Source organism: Gemmatimonas aurantiaca T-27 (genome assembly GCF_000010305.1).
Lineage (GTDB): Bacteria > Gemmatimonadota > Gemmatimonadetes > Gemmatimonadales > Gemmatimonadaceae > Gemmatimonas > Gemmatimonas aurantiaca.
Genome location: NC_012489.1, coordinates 618,279 through 634,044 on the forward strand (window position 1 = coordinate 618,279; position 15,766 = coordinate 634,044).

Below are 15,766 nucleotides of genomic sequence, written 5' to 3' on the forward strand. Positions count from 1 at the left end.
TTACCGGACGACGACGCTGGCCAGCACCGACATACCCGGACGCAGCGGACGATCCTTGCCGAGGTCCTTCGTCACGCGGATGCGCACCGGCACACGCTGTACGACCTTCGTGAAGTTGCCCGTCGCGTTGTCCGGCGGCAGCAGGGCGAACTTGGCGCCGGTGGCCGACGCGATGCTCTCGACTTCGCCTTCAGCCGTGGCCTCATAGGCATCGATCTCGAGATCGACCTTCTGCCCCACGCGCAGGCGCGCGAGCTGCGTCTCCTTCATGTTGGCCGTGACAAAGAGACCTGTGTCGGCCACGATCGACATCATCGCCTGACCGGCCTGAATGAGCTGACCCAGTTCGACCTGCTTGCGCGACACGATGCCGGAGAGCGGCGCCTCGACGGTGGCATACGACAACTGCAAGGCCGCGTTGTCGCGGGCCGCTTCGGCCGCCGCGAGACGGGCCTGGGCGAGTCGCACACCGGCCTGCGCGTTGGCGATGCTGCCAGTGGCGGCCAGCACCTGACGCTGCGTGGCTTCGAGGTTGGCGGTGGCCGCATCGAAGGTGGCCTGCGCGCCGTCGAGCTGCGCCATGCTGATGATCTGCTTGCCGGCGAGCTCCTTCGCACGCGTCAGGTCGGCCTGGGCCCGAATGAGCTGCGCCTTGGCCGCGTCCACCTGCGCGGAGCCGACATCACGTTGGCTCGACGCCGTACGCACCACCGTCACCGCCTGGCCTTCCAGGCCGCGGCCACCGGCCGATGCCCGCGCGGCGGCGAGCTCCGCTTCTGCCTGGGCGAGCTTCACCTCGAGTTCGCGCGTGTCGAGTTTCACGAGCACGTGTTTGCCGTCGACATGGCCGTTGTCGATGGCGTTGATGGCGGTGACATAGCCACCGACCTTGGCCACCACCGGTACGATGTGGCCGTCGATCTGAGCGTTGTCGGTCGACTCATGGGAGCGACCAAAGGACCAGCGTTGATAGCCCCAGATGCCCACGGCCACGAGGGCGGCGATCGGGATCAGGAGACGAATATTCGGGCGAGCCATGGAAGTGGTCTGTTCTGAGTGGGATGATGTATCGGATCAGGGCAGCTTCTGTGCATCGCCCATCGCCTTGGCGAGGGCCACGCGGGCGCCGTGATAGGCAGCCAACGCGTCGTTGCGCAGCGTGCGCGCCTGATTGAGTGAGAGCAGGGCCGTGATCACATCCGCATTGCCGGCCACACCGGCACGGAAGCGCTCCTGCGCCTGGGAAACTTCCTGTTCGGCGAGGCGCAGACGTTCTCGCACCGCGTCCACCTGTTCCTGAGCCGAGCCAAGATCCAGCAGCGCCGCGCGCACTTCGAGCGAGCTCTGTGCGCGCAGATCGCGCAGGCGTGCATCGGTCTCACGAGCCGCCGCGACCTGCTCCTCGAGACGTGATTCGCGACGGAATCCGTCGAACACACCCACCGAGAGCTGCACGCCCCAGGTGTAGGTGGGCAGCAGGCGCTCGTAGTTGCGGCCGATCACGCCGTGGTCCACCGTGAGCCCGAGTTGGGGCGCCCGTTCCCAGCGAATGGCCTTGGCCGACTGTTGCTGCGCAAACTCCTGTGCCTTGAGCGCCCGCACGTCAGCCCGAGTGTCGAGCGCGGCCGTCAGCGCTTCGCTGGCGGAGGGCAGGGCACTGGCCAACGGCAACCCGGCCAGAGAATCGGCCAGTTCGAGTGAGGCATCGGCGGCCACGCCGGTGATCCGCTTGAGCTCGAGCAAGGTGCGGTCGCGGTCGTTCCGCGCCATGATGATCTGTGCGCGCACATTGGCGAGCTGCGATTCCGCGCGGGTGACGTCGAGGGCGATACCGACCCCCGCCTGCAACTGATCGCGCGCGATGCCCAGCAAGTCTGCGGCGAGCGTCGAATCCGCTCGACGAGCCGACAACTGCGCTTCGGCCCGCGCGGCCCGCACATAGGTCGCGGCGGCGGCCGCCGCTGCGCCCTCGGCCTGGGCGTTCACCTCGGCGCCAGCGGCCGTGGTGCTGGCCTGCGCGGCACGCCAACTCCCCCATTTGCCCAGATCGAGCAGAGGCGCCTGCACACGGTACCGGAGGTCGATCGTGGGCACGGGGCCAAGCAGTTCACCGTCCGGCCGCATCATCGGCGCGCCAGTCACCGGATTGACGAACGAAAATCCGAAAGTGGCAGTATTGAGTGTTCTTTCTGACTGAATAATGGCGCCTGCAAGGTCTGGAAACAGAGCTCCTCTGCGTTGCGTGGCGCGTGCCGCGGCCTGTTCAACACGAGCCTTGGAGATGTCGATGGCCCCGTTTTGCTTGGCGGCCAGGCGCGCGGCGTCTCCCAGCGTGATCCGGGTCTGGGCCTCGGCTTGTGAGCCACCAAGCGCCAGGAACAGGCCCGCGACGGTAGCCGCGACAATCCGGGCTCGTGAGGCAGGGGCACGGCTTGAGCCGCGGCGCGGCCCGCCATGCCCCAATCGATCCGGGCCCGAATCGTCAGATGTTTGTAGAATGCTGTATGTCATGGAAGATTGATGGAATTTCCGCTCAGGGTTTGAGCGCGTGGAGGTAAAATCCGAGTATTTCGTCGAGGACCTGGTCGTCGGTGCCGAGCTGTGGGTGGAACGCCCGGTTGTTGCACCAGGTGCTGTGGGAGATGAGGAGCGCGGAGTACATGCGGGCGGCCATGTGCGGATCGACCGGCCGGAATTCACCACGCGTGATCCCGCGTTCAACGATGCTCGCCATCAGGCGTCGGCCACGCGCGATGACTTCGTCGGCGTAGAAGGCCATGAGATCGGGGAAATTCACGAGTTCGTCGTGCACGAGGCGCTTGAGCACGCGCACCCGGTCCGTCCGATGAAAATTCCACGACCTTGTGGCAAATTCTCGAATTTGTGACGCCGAACTGGCGTCTTTGTGCGCTTCTTGTGACGCCTCTGCTTCGCTCAATGCCACCACAATCGTGGTGCGCACCATTTCTCGGAATAACGCTTCCTTGTTCGGGAAGTAGAGATAAATGGTGCCTTTGGCGACCTGAGCACGCTTGGCAATGTCATCGAGGCGTGTTCCCGCCAAGCCGCGCTCACCAAACTCGTGAAAGGCGGCGTCGATGATCTGTTGTGGTCGCTCTTCCGGCGCTCGTCGGCGCGTGGAAGGCGAGTCTGGAGCAAGAGTCACGATGGTCTCGGCTGTTACTGACTGACTGGTCAGTCTGGAGACGAATCAATGCGATTCAGGTTTCGGACGCAAGTGGGGGATTGGCGGATGGATTTGGGCTTCTGGGAGATCCCGGGGGCCGCCTGCGGCGGCGATACCTGCAGGATCAACAGCCGGATACCAGCATGATTGATCGTCAATGTTCACATTTTAAAAACACTAACAATACAGTATTAGAACATTCTGGTATATTTCGATTCCAATCATGCTGGTATCCGGCAGTTCATCCTGCAGGTATCGCGCCCCAAAGGGGCGCCCCCCAGCACCACCACCAAACAAAACGGGCCCGGCAAACGCCGAGCCCGCTCATCACTCCAGCACGAAGCCGCTTAGCCGACCGAGGGAACCTCGATCACCAACGCGCTCGTGTGCTTCGCTTCGGCAGCATGGCCGGCGAACTTCGCGTTCGTCCACACCACGATCCCGTACAGGATGGCACCGATGAAAATCGAGCCCCCGATGAGTCCCATGAACGCGGCGCCCATATCACTGCTCTGCGCGGCGTGCTTGTCGTGTCCAGCCATGATCGGTGGTGTGAAAGGAAAAGTTAGTCGACGTCGGCCACGCGGACCGACACCATGTGGTCATTCTGCACGATCGTCGGCAGGATCTCCAGTCCCTCGGTCACCTGGCCGTACACCGTGTGCACGCCATTGAGGTGGCGCGTGTTGGACTCGCTCAGCACCAGAAAGAACTGGCTGCCGCCCGTATCGCGACCCGCATGGGCCATCGAGAGCGCGCCAACCTTGTGCGTGTGCGGGTTGCCCTTTGTTTCGCACGGAATCTGCCAGCCCGGGCCGCCCGAACCGATACGACGATCGCCTTCCGGCAGATCGCGCGACTGCGGGTCACCGCCCTGCACGACAAAGTCGGGGATCACGCGGTGGAACTTCACCCCGTCATAGAAACCCGAGTTGGCCAGCTTCTCGAAGTTCTCGACGGTCTTCGGCGCTTCTCCGGCGAACAGCTCGGCGGTCAGCGTCCCCTTATTGGTTTCGATCGTAGCGATTTTGGCCACGGATTTCTCGACGGTTGAAGGATCAGAACTATCTGTAAACCTATCCAACGACCCGTCAGGCGTCGATGCCCGCGCTGGGGCAAACGTCGGCCAGCACACAGCGGTCGCAGGCGGGTTTTCTGGCGAAGCAGGTCCGGCGGCCATGCCAGATGAGCAAGTGGCTGAGTTGCGCCCACGCATCACGCGGAAAAAGCGGCATGAGTTCCCGCTCGATCCCCACCGGGTCGGGTTCCCGGGTCAGTCCCAGCCGACGGGCCAGTCGTTGCACGTGGGTGTCCACCACAATGCCTTCGTTGATGCCAAAGGCATTGCCCAGAATGACGTTGGCTGTCTTGCGACCCACACCAGGCAGCGGCACCAATTCGGCGATGCTGCGTGGCACGTCGCCCGCATGGTCACGCACGAGCGCCTTGGCCATGCCCACCAGGCTTTTGGCTTTCGCGCGGAAAAACCCCGTGGTCCGCACGATCTCTTCGACTTCTTCCAACGGCGCGTTGGCCAGCGTCTCCGGGTTCGGAAAACGGGCAAAGAGCGCAGGGGTGACCATGTTCACGCGCACGTCGGTGCACTGCGCCGACAGAATGGTGGCGCTCAACAACTCGAACGCATTGCGGTGATCGAGTTCGCAGTGCGCATCAGGATAGGTCGCCTGCAGACGTTCGAGTACCACCGTGGCGATCGCCTGTTTGTCGGCCTTCGTCTTGGGGCTGCGGGCAACAGGTGCGGCACGCTGCGAGGGTTTCTGGCCCAGCGTCTTCGACGTGCGTCGTGGCTTGGGTGTGCCCGCACTGCGCACAGATGTCCCGGACGGCACCGCGCCGCGTTTCGAGGCACCGGGCTTTTTCACCGACAAGGGTTGCCGAGGCCCGCCTCCGGTTGCTCGCGCCATGCTGGCGGCTATGCGATCAGCGACGCCCGTCGCGCACGCGCAAAAGCGAGCACGTCGTCGGCGGAGCGGGCGTTGAGCACGTTGGCTGGCGAAAGCCATCCCTTGCGGGCCGTGGCCACACCCAGCTCGAGATTCTCGAATCCCTGCGGGGAGTGTGCGTCGGGGCCGATGCTGACCAGTGTTCCATGCTCGCGGGCGACGCGGCAGGCCCGCCAATCGATATCGAGCCGATGCGGATCCGCATTGAGCTCCACTGCGACGCCCACTTCACCGGCCTTGGCGATGACGGCATCGAGGTCGATGGCATAGGGTTCACGGGTGAGCAGCAGTCGACCCGTGGGATGACCGAGGATGGTGAGGTGCGGATCGTCGAGCGCCTTGAGCACACGATCGGTCATCTGTCGCTCGTTCATGCCATAGCGCGAGTGGATCGACCCGATCACGAAGTCGAAACGATCGAGGAAGGCCGCATCATAGTCGACGCGTCCACACGGCAGGATATCGGCTTCGATGCCTTTGAGCACCCGGAAGTCGACGCCTTCAGCGGCATACCGGGCATTCAGCACATCGATTTCGTCGTGCTGCTGCAGGATCGCATCGCGCGCCAGACCGCCCGCGTACGTGTTGGACTGCGAGTGATCGGACACGCCGAGATAGCGTAGACCACGCGCCCGGGCCGCGGCGGCCATCTGTTCGATGGTGGCACCGCCATCGCTGTACTGTGAGTGGCAGTGGAGTGCGCCCACGAGATCCCGCTCGGTGATCAGCTCTGGGAGATGATCGGCTTCGGCAGCGCCAATCTCGCCAGTGGCTTCACGCAACTCGGGTGGCACGAACGCGAGCCCGAGTCGGGCGTACAGCGCGGCTTCGTCGGCGACGGGGATCACGTCACCATTGGCATCGCGCAGTTCATCGCCCGTCAGCGAGAACCCACGTTGCGTGGCGAGTGCGATGAGCTCGTTGACGTGCGTGGCACTGCCCGTGGCGCGCCACCAGGCGAGCACGAATTGTTCGGGGCGCACGCAGTGCAGGTCCACATGAGCACCGTCTTCGAAACGCAGCGCGATGGTTCGTCCACCGCCGCCGAGCACTTCCCGCACGCCACGCAATTGCGACAGCGTGGTCGCGACGACACTCGGACTGCCGCGCACGGCCGCCACGAGATCGATATCCCGTACCACTTCCATGCGGCGCCGGATGGAGCCGGCGATTTCGAGCTGCAGCACATCCGGGTGTGCGCGCAGAGCCTCGGCGATGCGCGCCGCTTCTGCGCGTCCATGCTGCCACAGCACGGCGGCGCCCGTCGCGCGCAGGTCCGCGATGCCCTTGAGGATGCGTTCCGCTGTGCGTTCCCCGAAGCGGGGCAAGGCGGCCAGACGGCCATTCCGTGCGACCTCCTCGAGCTCCATGACGGAGTCGATATCGAGACCATCGTGGATGGCGCGAATGCGGGCCGGACCAAGCCCCGGGATGCGCAGCATTTCGAGCAGGCCTTCAGGCGTTTCTTCCTGCAGGCGCTCGAGCAGTTCGGAGCTGTTCGACTCCGTGAGATCCCGCAGCACCACCAGCGCTTCGTCGCTCAGCGACTCGACGAGCGTCCCAGTTGCCGGCGCCGAACCGGACGCGGCGGACAGTATCGGCAGTATCTCGCCCAACGGCGCATCCGCGAAGCCACCCACGACCCGCGCGGCCGTCTGCATGCCACGCACGCGCGCCTTGTCGGCGTTGTGCAATTCCAGCAGGGTGGCGATGCTGGTGAGGACGTGGGCGGCGGTCCGGCAGTGCATCCCGCAATCTAGCGGACGCCGACGCTTCCGGCGTTGCGGTCTTCGGGTACGGCGCTCCGTCTTCGGCGCGCCGTACCACCTGGCCTGCGAGGAGCGCTCAGCTCTCGATGCCCGCCTGGAACTTCATCTGGCGGATCAGGGTCATCATCTCGTTTTCCGTGAGATCCAGCTCATGCTGGCCGGCGGCCGGGTCGAGCAGGCCGGTGCGCATGCCCACAGCCACGCGATTCTGGTAGCGCACCTTGGCCAGCAATTCCATGGTGAGCTGACGCAATCCGTGGTACTTCCGCTTCTCGGCATTGGCGCGACGATAGCGCTGGGCCAATTCTTCCAGTTGCAGGTCACGGGCGCGTCGCAACACGTCGTCCGTGGTACGGCCTGGAAGCACACTGCGGTCGGGAATGCCGTTGTTTTCCCAACCACTTTCGGCAAAAAACAGACGACCCACGTATTCGACGCCGTCGTGTGACGTGTGGAGCGTGACACGGACTTCCCGGTCATCGACCGGGATGGTGCCAAGTGGGGTTTGGACGATTGGACTGCGTGACGCCATTGGATGGGCTCCAACCAACGTGATGCGAATCGGCTACGGCTCGGTGGTCTCGGCCAGGAATGTTTGCATCACCGCAAACAGCTCTTCCGGCTGCTCGACGTAGGGCACATGCCCACATGCGTCGAGGACCACGAACCGAGCACCCAGACACTCTGCGACCGCAGCGGCCGATTCGAGTGGGATGGGGTCCGAGTTCCCGTGAAGGACGAGCGCCGGGCAGTCCACGGCACAAATCGCATCCCGAAGATCAAAATCCCCGAGACTGTTCCAGATGGACTGCTGAACTTTGCCCGTCACTCGGAAGGGCGTCAACGCCGTGGCATTCCGGGGATCATGGAAATAGCCCGCAACGCTGAGCTCGAAGCTCCGCTGCCGGTAGGCGTCCGGGTCGCGCTCCCGCAGTCCCGATGCGGCGAGTTCGGCACGCATGCCCTGAATGACTTCCCCCCGTCCGCGCGCGGCCAGTGCCTCTTCGAACTGGGTCCGCCAAGCCCGGGTGATCGGCGCCGGCGAGATCAGCACCATCCGTGCAGGGGCAGGCAGAGACGGGTCCTGTGTACACCTTATGGCGTACAGCATGGCCAGCATCGCTCCCCACGAGTACCCGATCAGTGTTGGCGGCACGAGCCCGAACTCCCTGATCAGCGTGCCGAGATCAGCGACCTGCGTTTCCCAGGTGATGGGCGTCGGGTCGTCGGTCTTCGATTGCCCCCCACCGCGCTGGTCGTAGGTGTAGACGCGGTGGTTCTCGGCCAGCGCCAACATCTGCGGATACAGGTAGTCGTGATGCGCACCCGGACCGCCGTGGAGCAGCAGAACCGGAGGCGCATCGACCGGGCCGTCGATGCGGTAGTACAGCGAGGTGGAGACAGAGAAAGGCATGGGAACTGCAGAAGCTGGAGGGACAGGAGCAGGAACTGCAGAAGCGGGAGGGACGGGAGCTGGACCGACGGGAGCTGGGGAAACGGGAGCTGGGGAAACGGGAGCTGGAGAAACGGGAGCTGGACCCACGGGGCACAACGGCAGCAGGCTGCACGACCCCGTACCTCTCACCCGTGACTTCCAACATACCCGGACGACGTCTTCGGAGCGGCGTGCGCGCACACCGGTGCTAGCTTCCACATAAGGCCCTCCCGCTTGAACGCGTAGTTCCAGCTTCCGTAGTCCCAGCTCCCGTTTCTCCAGCTCCCGTAGGTCCAGCTTCCGTCGTTCCAGCCCCCGTCCCCCCAGCTTCCGTCGGTCCAGCTCCCGCTCCTCCGCTCCGCCCCCCGCCCCCTCGCAGTTCCGTCCATGCCCCCTCTCGGTTACCGCCGCTCCACTCCGTCAGCATCTGCCGCCGAAAGCGGCGCGTTTCGGGCCGTTCCTGATGGCCGGGCCGCGCGTGGCACGATGCGGGCGCTGGCGTTGCTGGTCGATCGTATCGTCACGCTCGGTACGTCGGGAGCGTCCGATATGCCCGAGCGCGCCGCGGTGCGGGATGCGTTGCGGTTGCTGGCCGCACGGATCCGCGAGGGAGCCATGCTGTGTCGCATCATCGACGGACAGTTTGTGTTGGCCGGTGAAGCAGTGGATCGGGGACTCACGCGCGACGATCCACTGCTGGCCGGACTGTTGCAACGGTGTTTTGTGCATGGAGTGGGCGGTATCACCGTCCGACAGGGTGCCGCGCCCGGTGAGCTGTTCACGCTCGCCTCGATGTTGGCTTCGGCCCCTCGGGGAGATGACGTCGTGCCGTTTTCCTCGGACACGCCGACGACGTTGAGCAGCATCGGCGCCGAGCCCTTGCCGCGTGAATTGCTGCGCTCGTGGAGTGTGTTGGTGACGCCGGCGGAGCGTCCCACGGCGCACCTGCTGCTCACGCCCGCTGAAGGCCTGGCCGCGATCAGTGCCACGATGGCGGACGGCGCGGGTGCGTCACCGACTGTGGTCGCGCTCACTCGGCTCGCGTCATCACACAGCGACGAAGCGGCCAACGCCGCGGTCGATCAGCTCGTGCAACTGCTCGACGATGCCGAACTGCGTGGTGAGGCACGCGTGGTGGAAGGGATCGCGCGTGCCTGCATGGCACAATTGCATGCCGTGGGTTCTGGCAGCACACGGCTTGCCCTCGAACGGCTGCTACGACGTCTGCAGCATCGACGTACGCTGGAGTTGTTGGGCGAACGACTGCCTGAGGTCCCGGATCGTCTGCAGTTGCTCACGCTGTTCGCACGGGCTGGGGAAATCGCCGTCGAGATTCTGGTGAACCAGCTCATGCGCGTGCAGGATGCCACCGCGCGCCGTGCCTATTTCGACAGCATCGTCTCCCTCGATCTGGGGGCCACGCTGCTGTTCGAGCTGGTGCGGGATCCGCGGTGGTTCGTGGTGCGCAATGCGGTGGCGTTGCTGGGGGAGATGGGGGTTGAGCACGCCGACATTGCCATGTTGCCGCTGGTTGCCCATGAGGATGATCGGATCCGCATTGCGGTGTCGCGATCGCTGTTGCGACTGGGCACCGTGAAAGCGCTGGCGGGTTTGCATGGTCTCATCGACGACCGCAACGCCGAGGTGCGTCGCATTGCGGCCGCGGCGTACGGTCTGACATCGACCGCCAGTGGCAGTGTCCGCCCGCCCGCGGCGCGGCTCGCCATGGCGCTCGAACGGGAGACGGACGAAGACGTCGCCCTCGAGATGTTGGCCTCATTGGGACGACTGGGATCGGCTGACGCCGTTCAGCGGCTGCTGCGCATTGCCCTGCCGCCACAGCAACCGCAGGATGGCACCGAGCGTCCTGCACCACGAGAATCGTATCTGCGCGTGGCAGCTATCGAGTCCCTGATACGCGCACGAGGGCAGGCGGTGGTGCCTGCCCTCGAAGGCCTGAAAAACGATCCCGATCCCGATGTGGCAGCGGCCGCCAAACGCATGGATGCGTAGGCTGACGCGATGAGATCCAGCGTGTGTCCTATCGGTCGGTGAAATCGGTGGCGTCGCTCACCGTGCGGCAGGTTTCCGCGATGAGCGTGGCGGCCCGATCGAGGTCCTCCAGCGAAACCATCTCGTTCGGCGAGTGCATGTAGCGGTTCGGAATCGACACCAGGCCCGTCGCCACACCGCTGCGTGCGAGTTGCATCGCGTCGGCGTCGGTGCTCGTGAAACGACCGGCGGCATGGATCGAGAACGGGATCTCCAGTCGCTGCGCCGTCTCCGACAGCAGGCGATACACCACCGGCGAAATCACCGACCCGCGTGTCAGCACCGGTCCACCGCCGATGTTGTGCTCACCGATTTCTTCCTTCTTCACACCGGGATGGTCGGTCGCGAATGTCACGTCCACCGCGATCGCCATGGTGGCCTCCTGCGAATGCGCCGCCACCCGTGCGCCGCCACCCGTGTAGCCGATCTCTTCCTGCGCCGTCGCGGCCGCCACCACGCGGGCATGCCCCGGATTTTCTGCATAGCGCCGCAGCGCCTCGAGCACGACGAACGCCCCGATGCGGTCGTCGATGCTGCGCGACACGATCCGGTGATTGGGCATGTCCATCGTGCGGGAATCGATCACGCCGGCATCACCCACCTGCAGCAGTTCCTGCGCCTCGGCCTTGTTCTTCACGCCGATGTCGACCCACAGATCGGTGATCTTGGACGCCTTTTCGCGTTCCTCGGGTTTCATCAGGTGGATGGCCTTCTTGCCGATCACACCGAACACATCCCCATTTCGACCCAGAAAGCGCATACGCTGGGCCACCAGCACCTGCGGATCCCAGCCGCCGATCGGTTCGAAGTAGATGTACCCGTTGTCGTCGATGTGGGTGATGATCACACCGATTTCGTCGATATGACCGGCCAGCAGAATCGTCGGCGCGTTCGGGCCACCGGTGCCTTCGACCACGGCGTACGAATTGCCGATGACGTCGGCGCGGATGGCCGACGTGAACGTGGCCGCTTCGGTGCGCCAGGCGCGCGCCGGTGCGCCTTCGAAGCCCGACGGTCCGGGGGTGTCGAGCAGGCGCTTGAGAAATGCGATGGAGGAGTCGGAGAGCATCCCGGAAATATACGTGGTAGCTTGTGGCATGATTCTCCTCCTCGTGGCGATCGGGCTCGGCGCTGGTATTCTCTCCGGCGTCTTCGGCATCGGTGGCGGGATCGTGATTGTCCCGGCCCTGATCTACCTCGCGAAGATGCCGCCGCAGCAGGCCGCCGGCACATCACTCGCCGCGCTCGTGCTGCCCATCGGGGCGGCCATCGGGGCGGCGACGTACTACCGCGCCGGCCATCTGCAGATCAAGGACGCCCTCTACATCGCCCTCGGCATGGCCGCCGGCGCGTACCTCGGCGCACTGCTTTCCACGCACCTCGATGCCAACATCCTGCGCAAGGCATTTGCCGTGCTGCTTGTCCTGATGGCCGTCAAACTCTGGTTGGGCTGAACGCGGTACGGTGAGCGGGCCCGCTCGCCGACATGATTCCCCATCGCGCCGAGCATTCCCTTCGTCGCAGCGCTCCTCGGGAACGAGTCGGCGCTCCGGAGATTCGTGCCGACTCGCTCACGGCAGACCGTGCTCCGATCCAACCGTCGTTCGCTGTCAGCCCTTCAGAACACTTCGGTCCATCGCTCTTCTCACCGATCGCGTCAGTCCAGCCGCTCGCCCTCGTCACCCACGCCGGCCTTGCCCAGCCGGCGTGAGGTCAGGAGCGCGCCCCCGACGACTCGTTCCCGAGGAGCGGAGCGACGAAGGGAATGCTCGGCGGGGCCGCGCTCCTGATCGAAGCGCCGAGCGCCGAGCACCGCCCCGTAGTTACGAGACGCGAACCGCGTGACGCCGATCGATCGGGGAGAAGAGCGAAGGGTTGAAGATGCGCGCCATCGCCTCGATGCCATCGACGACACGAGGGCCCGGGCGTGTGGTGAGTCCGTTGGCGTCCATGGCCCATACTGCGCGGCCGGCGAGCCACGACCATTCGGGGTTGGACAGGCAGGCGCGCGCTTCATCGGCCGCTGCGGATACCCCGTAGCCACACTGCGCAAACACCACGATCTCCGGGTCCGCCTCGCGCAGCGCGTCCATGCCGATCGGCACCGAGTGCGCGCCCGCCACCCCAAGGACGTCTACACCGCCAGCGCGGCGGATCTGCTCGGGACCCCAGTGGCCGGCCAGATACACCGGTGACGTCCATTCCACGAGCGCCACACGCGGACGCGGCGCCTTGGCCGCTTTCAGCGTCTCATGCACATGTCGTACGCGGTCGTGCAGTCCGGCCAGCAACTCTTCTGCCTCATCGAGTGCGTCCATCACCACCGCGACCGCACGGATGTCGTCGTAGATGCCGTCGAGTGATGTGCCACCCAGGGTGACCACGGTGGGTACTGGTGCCAGACGATCGGCGAGCGCGCGGACATCGGTTTCCCGCACCGCACATACATCACACAGGGCCTGCGTCAGCAACACATCCGGATGCAGCGCACGAATCTTCGTTTCATCGAGCGTGAACAAGGCCAGGCCTTCGGCATTCTGCGATCGCACCGCGTCATCGATGGCCGCGGGATCATGGGTGTCGGGCAGTGCACTTTTGGTCACGCGAGCCCGGGATCCCAGAATATCCGGATAGTCGCACTCATGAGTGACACCCACGAGTGAATCGGTGGCCCCGAGCAGGGCGACGATCTCAGTGGCAGCGGGCAGCAGCGAAACGAGACGCACAGTGATCTCCCGGGAAAACGACGCTGGAGTCGCGAAGGGGCTTCACGACCACCACAGGCAGGCTCACGGCCTCGGGGAGGCCTCATACACAGTCTTGCCACCCACATAGGTGGCGAGGACTTTCGTTTTCAGGACCAACTCCACCGGCACGCGCATGATGTCCTGGTCGAGCACTACAAAATCGGCGTATTTGCCGGCGGTGATCGAACCGATCTCCTTCTCCTGGAAGCCGGAGTACGCTGGCCAGATGGTCATGCTGCGGAGTGCATCTTCGCGCGACATCTTCTGCTCGGGAAACCATCCGCCCGCCGGCCAATCACGTCCGTCCTGGCGGGCGATGGCGGCGTGGAACGAGATGAGTGGATTCACTTCTTCCACTGGGAAGTCGGATCCGTTGGGGATGATCACACCAGTCTGTAGCAATGATTGCCACGCATAGGCCCCGTACAGACGCGTGGGGCCCAGGCGCTTGCCGATCCAGTACATGTCGCTGGTCTGGTGGCTGGCTTGCATGGACGGAATGACGCCGAGCTGCGCAAAACGTGGGATATCGTCGTAGTGCAGGATCTGCGCATGTTCCACGCGGAACCGGTGATCGACTCGCGGGACACGACCAATGGCACGCTCGTAGGCGTCCAGCACCACGCGGTTTCCACGATCGCCGATGGCGTGGGTGTTGATCTGGAACCCCGCCCGCAGACCGGCTTCGGCCACTTCCTGGATGTGAGCCGGCGCAGACAGCAGCAGACCCGTGTTGTTCGGATCGTCGCTGTAGGGTTCGAGCAGCGCTGCGCCACGGGAACCCATCGCGCCATCCGCGTACAACTTCACCGCACGGACCCACACCTGTCCGTTGTGCAGCCCCGAGCGCGGACCCTGCGCGAAGTAGTGGCGCAACGCCACGGAGTCGTCGCCGATCATGACATAGAGTCGCAGGTTGAGTTCCTGCTTCTGCGCCATGTCTTCGAACAGATCGATATTGGCGCGCGAGGCCCCGGCATCGTGCATGCCCACCAGGCCGAAGGAGTGCATGCGGGCGATCGCGTCCTTGAGTGCCGAACGCATTTCATCCCGCGTGAACTCCGGCACCTTGGCACCGACGATGCCCTGGGCCCGGTCGATCAGCACGCCGGTGGGATTGCCCTGGGCATCCTTCAGGATCTTGCCGCCGTCCGGATCTTTTGTGGTCCGGGTGAGGCCGGCGAGCTGCATGGCGGCACTGTTCACAAAGCCCGCATGCCCATCGACTCGCGTCAGGATGACCGGGTGATCAGGAATGGCCGCCGAGAGTTGGGTGTGGGTGGGAAACTGTGTATTGCCCCAGGCATTCTGATCCCAGCCACGACCCGTGATCCACGTGCCTTTGGGCAGTGTCTTGGCTTTCTCGGCCACCAGCGCGATCACGTCCTCGAGACTCTTGGTACCCACGAGATCGACCGCCCGCAGCTTCAGCGCGAGACCGGCGAAGTGCGCGTGCGCATCCACCATACCCGGGATGATCGTCCGTCCCTGCGCGTCGAGCACCCGGGTCGACGCACCCTTGAGCATGCCCGCTTCCCGCTGCGAGCCCACGAAGATCACGCGGCCATCACGAACCGCGAATGCTTCCACGAGCGGACGGGCATCATCCGCCGTGTAGACCCGGGCATTGGTGACGATCAGATCTGCCGGCTGCTGAGACTGCGCGTCCAGGGAAAACGGGACGGCAAGCAGCGCCGCGAGGGCAAGGCGGAAGGGAGACATCCAAATTACATGCCAGAGGATGGGGAGGATTCGGAGAGAGATGACGCTATTGCGAATATTCCTCTGGGGGCAGAACTGCGACAGCGGGGAGGGGCTCTACTTCACTCAGGGTGGGTGAACTACAACCGGTCACAGGTACGAGGGGGCGGGTACTAGGCGGTAGGTGGTAAGTGATAGGTGGGAACCAGCATCCTCGCGCACGAATGCCAGCTCCCACCTAACACCTAAGACCCACAGCCTCGTACCCGCCCCCTCATACCTGTGACCGGCATTCCCCGTAGTTCACCGGCCAGGCGGAAGCATCACGGCATCAATCCCATGAATCACCCCGTTTTTCGCCACAATATCGGCCTTGGTGACATGGGCATTGTTGATCATCGGCGTACTGCCCATGACAGAGATTTTCGCTTCCTGCCCCTCCACCGTTTTCCGGCCTGTGCCGGCCAGCTTCACGGCATCAGCCGCAGTGATCTTGCCGGCCACCACGTGGTAAAGGAGCACGCTGCGTAGCCGTGAGCGATCCTTGGCCAACGCATCGAGTGCGCCCGGGGCGAGTTTGGCGAACGCCTCGTCGGTCGGAGCAAAGACGGTAAACGGTCCAGGACCGCGCAGCGTCTCGGTAAGCCCAGCGTCGCCCAGCAGCTTCGTCAACGTCTTGAACGAGCCGGCAGCCGTGGCCGTCTCGACGATGTCCTTGTCCTGGGCCTTCGCCGCCAACGGGGAAATGGCAATCGCGGCAGCAGTGATCACGGTCCAGTGGCGCATGGGATGCACTCCAGGCAAAAAGTCGTACGCATGTTGGTGGGGCGCAGGAGCGCACCACTCCTGATAATACCGACATGTCGTCGGCAGAGGTCCGGAACAGTTCCCGGAAATGAAAAAAGGGCGCC

Annotated in this window: 15 protein-coding genes; 2 read left to right on the forward strand and 13 right to left on the reverse strand. The window is 64.6% G+C overall.

What is annotated here, in order from left to right:
* From GAU_RS02695 to GAU_RS20260, 9 genes are all read right to left on the reverse strand, one after another.
* A complete protein-coding gene (locus tag GAU_RS02695; protein ID WP_012682019.1) occupies window positions 1–1,038 on the reverse strand; it encodes an HlyD family secretion protein in 1,038 nt (345 codons plus the stop codon).
* Window positions 1,039–1,074: 36 nt separating this feature from the next.
* On the reverse strand, window positions 1,075–2,511 hold the full coding sequence (locus tag GAU_RS02700) for a TolC family protein (protein WP_012682020.1): 1,437 nt from the start codon (window positions 2,509–2,511) through the stop codon (window positions 1,075–1,077).
* A gap of 22 nt (window positions 2,512–2,533) precedes the next feature.
* Window positions 2,534–3,166 carry a TetR/AcrR family transcriptional regulator gene (locus GAU_RS02705; RefSeq protein ID WP_012682021.1) on the reverse strand — a complete coding sequence of 211 codons (633 nt, stop codon included), beginning with the start codon at window positions 3,164–3,166 and terminating at the stop codon, window positions 2,534–2,536.
* A gap of 368 nt (window positions 3,167–3,534) precedes the next feature.
* Window positions 3,535–3,729, reverse strand: coding sequence for a hypothetical protein (locus tag GAU_RS02710; protein WP_012682022.1), 195 nt, complete (start codon window positions 3,727–3,729; stop codon window positions 3,535–3,537).
* A 23-nt stretch (window positions 3,730–3,752) separates the two neighbouring features.
* Window positions 3,753–4,223, reverse strand: coding sequence for a peptidylprolyl isomerase (locus tag GAU_RS02715; protein ID WP_012682023.1), 471 nt, complete (start codon window positions 4,221–4,223; stop codon window positions 3,753–3,755).
* Between the two features lie 55 nt (window positions 4,224–4,278).
* Window positions 4,279–5,112, reverse strand: a complete 834-nt coding sequence (gene nth, locus GAU_RS02720) for an endonuclease III (RefSeq protein WP_083765404.1) — start codon at window positions 5,110–5,112, stop codon at window positions 4,279–4,281.
* An 8-nt stretch (window positions 5,113–5,120) separates the two neighbouring features.
* On the reverse strand, window positions 5,121–6,899 hold the full coding sequence (locus tag GAU_RS02725) for a PHP domain-containing protein (protein ID WP_012682025.1): 1,779 nt from the start codon (window positions 6,897–6,899) through the stop codon (window positions 5,121–5,123).
* Between the two features lie 97 nt (window positions 6,900–6,996).
* Complete coding sequence (locus GAU_RS02730; protein ID WP_012682026.1) at window positions 6,997–7,452, reverse strand: hypothetical protein; 456 nt, start codon at window positions 7,450–7,452, stop codon at window positions 6,997–6,999.
* 33 nt (window positions 7,453–7,485) lie between these two features.
* On the reverse strand, window positions 7,486–8,334 hold the full coding sequence (locus GAU_RS20260; protein WP_012682027.1) for an alpha/beta fold hydrolase: 849 nt from the start codon (window positions 8,332–8,334) through the stop codon (window positions 7,486–7,488).
* Window positions 8,335–8,742: 408 nt separating this feature from the next.
* Here GAU_RS20260 and GAU_RS02740 point away from each other — a divergent pair, with 408 nt between their 5' ends.
* Complete coding sequence (locus tag GAU_RS02740) at window positions 8,743–10,368, forward strand: HEAT repeat domain-containing protein (protein ID WP_083765405.1); 1,626 nt, start codon at window positions 8,743–8,745, stop codon at window positions 10,366–10,368.
* 28 nt (window positions 10,369–10,396) lie between these two features.
* On the opposite strand, the gene GAU_RS02745 is transcribed toward GAU_RS02740, so the two are convergent.
* Window positions 10,397–11,476 carry a M42 family metallopeptidase gene (locus tag GAU_RS02745; protein ID WP_012682029.1) on the reverse strand — a complete coding sequence of 360 codons (1,080 nt, stop codon included), beginning with the start codon at window positions 11,474–11,476 and terminating at the stop codon, window positions 10,397–10,399.
* Window positions 11,477–11,504: 28 nt separating this feature from the next.
* On the opposite strand from GAU_RS02745, the gene GAU_RS02750 reads away from it, so the two are divergent.
* Window positions 11,505–11,861, forward strand: a complete 357-nt coding sequence (locus tag GAU_RS02750) for a sulfite exporter TauE/SafE family protein (RefSeq protein ID WP_012682030.1) — start codon at window positions 11,505–11,507, stop codon at window positions 11,859–11,861.
* Between the two features lie 369 nt (window positions 11,862–12,230).
* Here GAU_RS02750 and GAU_RS02755 read toward each other — a convergent pair whose 3' ends face one another.
* From GAU_RS02755 to GAU_RS02765, 3 genes are all read right to left on the reverse strand, one after another.
* Window positions 12,231–13,133 (reverse strand): ABC transporter substrate-binding protein, encoded by a 903-nt coding sequence (locus tag GAU_RS02755; RefSeq protein WP_012682031.1) that lies wholly within the window; start codon window positions 13,131–13,133, stop codon window positions 12,231–12,233.
* Between the two features lie 63 nt (window positions 13,134–13,196).
* Window positions 13,197–14,876 (reverse strand): amidohydrolase, encoded by a 1,680-nt coding sequence (locus GAU_RS02760; protein ID WP_012682032.1) that lies wholly within the window; start codon window positions 14,874–14,876, stop codon window positions 13,197–13,199.
* Between the two features lie 282 nt (window positions 14,877–15,158).
* Window positions 15,159–15,641 carry a fasciclin domain-containing protein gene (locus GAU_RS02765; protein ID WP_012682033.1) on the reverse strand — a complete coding sequence of 161 codons (483 nt, stop codon included), beginning with the start codon at window positions 15,639–15,641 and terminating at the stop codon, window positions 15,159–15,161.
* Between the last annotated feature and the right edge of the window lie 125 nt (window positions 15,642–15,766).

Bases quoted from the DNA above. Each gene is read 5' to 3' on its own strand.
- GAU_RS02730 (WP_012682026.1), bottom strand. From the start codon at position 7,452: ATGGCGTCACGCAGTCCAATCGTCCAAACCCCACTTGGCACCATCCCG.
- GAU_RS02725 (WP_012682025.1), bottom strand. From the start codon at position 6,899: ATGCACTGCCGGACCGCCGCCCACGTCCTCACCAGCATCGCCACCCTG.
- GAU_RS02700 (WP_012682020.1), bottom strand. From the start codon at position 2,511: ATGACATACAGCATTCTACAAACATCTGACGATTCGGGCCCGGATCGA.
- GAU_RS02710 (WP_012682022.1), bottom strand. From the start codon at position 3,729: ATGGCTGGACACGACAAGCACGCCGCGCAGAGCAGTGATATGGGCGCC.
- GAU_RS02750 (WP_012682030.1), top strand. From the start codon at position 11,505: ATGATTCTCCTCCTCGTGGCGATCGGGCTCGGCGCTGGTATTCTCTCC.
- GAU_RS02765 (WP_012682033.1), bottom strand. From the start codon at position 15,641: ATGCGCCACTGGACCGTGATCACTGCTGCCGCGATTGCCATTTCCCCG.
- GAU_RS02695 (WP_012682019.1), bottom strand. From the start codon at position 1,038: ATGGCTCGCCCGAATATTCGTCTCCTGATCCCGATCGCCGCCCTCGTG.
- GAU_RS20260 (WP_012682027.1), bottom strand. From the start codon at position 8,334: ATGCCTTTCTCTGTCTCCACCTCGCTGTACTACCGCATCGACGGCCCG.
- GAU_RS02745 (WP_012682029.1), bottom strand. From the start codon at position 11,476: ATGCTCTCCGACTCCTCCATCGCATTTCTCAAGCGCCTGCTCGACACC.
- GAU_RS02740 (WP_083765405.1), top strand. From the start codon at position 8,743: ATGCCCCCTCTCGGTTACCGCCGCTCCACTCCGTCAGCATCTGCCGCC.
- nth (WP_083765404.1), bottom strand. From the start codon at position 5,112: ATGGCGCGAGCAACCGGAGGCGGGCCTCGGCAACCCTTGTCGGTGAAA.
- GAU_RS02760 (WP_012682032.1), bottom strand. From the start codon at position 14,876: ATGTCTCCCTTCCGCCTTGCCCTCGCGGCGCTGCTTGCCGTCCCGTTT.